The sequence below is a fragment of the Synechococcus sp. genome, assembly GCF_982614295.1.
This window is the reverse complement of the sequence record NZ_CEXBMR010000096.1, coordinates 1-2,181: the sequence shown is the minus strand read 5'-3', so window position 1 is coordinate 2,181 and position 2,181 is coordinate 1. Positions and strand designations below refer to the sequence as shown.

General features: G+C 50.8%; 3 protein-coding genes and 1 tRNA gene. All 4 read left to right on the top strand.

Annotated features, from left to right (window positions below; genetic code table 11):
- Positions 1–188 precede the first annotated feature (188 nt).
- On the top strand, positions 189–455 hold the full coding sequence (locus AC2JC8_RS10110; RefSeq protein WP_255132965.1) for a UPF0367 protein family: 267 nt from the start codon (positions 189–191) through the stop codon (positions 453–455).
- The gene (locus AC2JC8_RS10105) at positions 452–1,138 is read left to right on the top strand and encodes an ABC transporter ATP-binding protein (protein WP_484594687.1); all 687 of its coding nucleotides are present in this window, start codon (positions 452–454) and stop codon (positions 1,136–1,138) included. Before AC2JC8_RS10110 ends, AC2JC8_RS10105 begins: the two co-directional genes overlap by 4 nt.
- Before the next feature lie 28 nt (positions 1,139–1,166).
- Positions 1,167–1,238 (top strand) — tRNA-Asn (locus AC2JC8_RS10100).
- A gap of 194 nt (positions 1,239–1,432) precedes the next feature.
- Positions 1,433–2,181: response regulator transcription factor (locus AC2JC8_RS10095; protein ID WP_484594686.1), on the top strand; the 749-nt coding region annotated here is incomplete at its 3' end.

Genomic DNA, 2,181 nt, shown 5'->3' with positions numbered 1-2,181 from the left:
CGTCGAGGATGTCGAACCATCCGCGCTGGCTAACGCGCCCTAGGGCGATCGTCATAGCTTTTTGTTCACAAAGCGTTACATAAGGAACCATACAGATATGAGGGGGCTTTTGAGGGGAAAACCCAACAAGATCAGCACATCTACCTACGCACTTGCTTCCCTAGGGTGCCGCCAGTATTGATTTCTCCATGTTTGTTATCGAACTAAGCCTCAAGCTTTCGCCAATGCCAATCTCCGTGCAACGCAAGGAGTTGGAGGCAGCCCAAAGCCTCTACCAAGAAATTCGCAGTGCAATGCAACACGGTGAGCGGCAATTGTTAGAGCTGCGTTGCGAAAAAGCAGAAGAAAAATTAGTAACACTTTTAAGCAGCGAAATCCTGGCGGTGCAGATATACGAAAAAAGTGCCCTCGGCGCCGGTAGCAAGCGCCCTGGCTTCAGCCTCGGCGCTGAATGAAAGCAATCCTTGAGGTGGATCGGGTTAGCTACCGCTGGCCTAACAACAGCGCTGCCCTAATCAATTGCTCGCTGCAAATTCCAAAGCCGGGCCTTTGGATGCTGGTGGGCGGCAACGGCAGCGGTAAAAGCACTCTGTTGCGTTTGATTTCTGGCCTGCTTGAGCCCAAAGAAGGCGAAATCCGGCTGGCTTCAATTGCAGCGCTGGTTTTTCAAAATCCAGACCATCAACTGCTTTTGCCCTGCTGCGGCAGTGAACTTTGCTTTCACCTGCCAATAGGGATAGCGCCGCAGGCAGAGCTAATCGAAGCTGCTCTTGATCAGGTGGGGCTTGCCGGATTTAGCAATCGCCCGATCCACAGCCTCAGCGGTGGCCAGAAGCAACGGCTCGCTATTGCCTCAGCTCTATTAAGTGGAGCAGAGCTGCTGTTACTGGATGAACCAACCGCATTGCTTGATCCAGAAAGTCAAGGGGCAGTGCTGGCTCTAATCCGCCAGCTTTGCAAGCAAACAGCAACGCAACCGAAGCCGCTCACAGCACTTTGGGTTACCCACAAACTGGAGGAACTGCACCATTGCGATGGGGCCTTGAGGCTGGAGCAAGGCAGTGCCGGACCCTGGCTTACTGGGGCTTCTATGGCTAGCGCCCTTGAGGGGTTGCCCAGGGGGCGGGCGGGCGGTTAAGTTCTAATCCACCTCGTTTGGGGTGCAATCCTCGGTAGCTCAGTGGTAGAGCGATCGGCTGTTAACCGATTGGTCGCAGGTTCGAATCCCGCCCGGGGAGTTTTTAACACTTTAATAAATAATATTTAATTGATATTAGTTTGATGCTGTATAAACTATTAATCTAAATACTTGCCGGTTCGTTAAAAATTCTTTTTATTTATCCTCTATACTATAAAAACAAGCACGCAGAAACGATTGGACGTAATCCACGGTTCTGGCTAATCCCTGCTCCACCCCCACCAAGCTGCATTGATGAAGCCCTGCATCCTCTTAATAGAAGACGACCAAGACATGCGGGAGCTTGTGGCTGGCTGCCTTGAGCATTCCGGGTTTGATGTGCAAAAAGCAGAAGATGGCATTAAGGGGCAAGCTCTCGCCCTCCAATACGGCCCAGATCTAATCGTGCTTGATCTGATGCTGCCCAAAGTTGATGGGCTCACCCTTTGCCAACGCCTACGGCGCGATGAACGCACAACTCAAATACCAATTTTGATGCTCACCGCGCTTGGCGGCATAAAAGACAAAGTAACGGGCTTTAATTCTGGCGCCGATGATTACTTAACCAAACCTTTTGAACTAGAAGAGTTCCTAGCTCGTATCAAGGCCCTGCTACGCCGCAGCGATCGTGCTCCGTTATCAAGTAAGCACAACGAAATTCTTAATTTCGGGCCGATCACCCTTGTTCCTGAAAGATTTGAAGCAATCTGGTTTGAACAGGCGGTGCGTCTCACCCACCTTGAATTCGAACTGCTGCACTGCTTATTGCAACGCCACGGCCAAACTGTTGCACCATCTTTGATTCTCAAAGAAGTATGGGGCTATGAACCAGACGACGACATCGAAACCATTCGAGTTCATATCAGACACCTGCGCACTAAATTAGAACCAGACCCCCGCAAACCCAGGTTTATCAAAACCGTTTATGGAGCCGGTTATTGCCTAGAATTGCCCTCTGGCAACCAATTAGCTGATTGCACCAGGGTAATGGCAGAGTTTCGCGC

What these genes read in the sequence shown, in the direction of transcription:
- AC2JC8_RS10110 (WP_255132965.1), top strand. Translation starts at nt 189, where the DNA reads ATGTTTGTTATCGAACTAAGCCTCAAGCTTTCGCCAATGCCAATCTCC.
- AC2JC8_RS10105 (WP_484594687.1), top strand. Translation starts at nt 452, where the DNA reads ATGAAAGCAATCCTTGAGGTGGATCGGGTTAGCTACCGCTGGCCTAAC.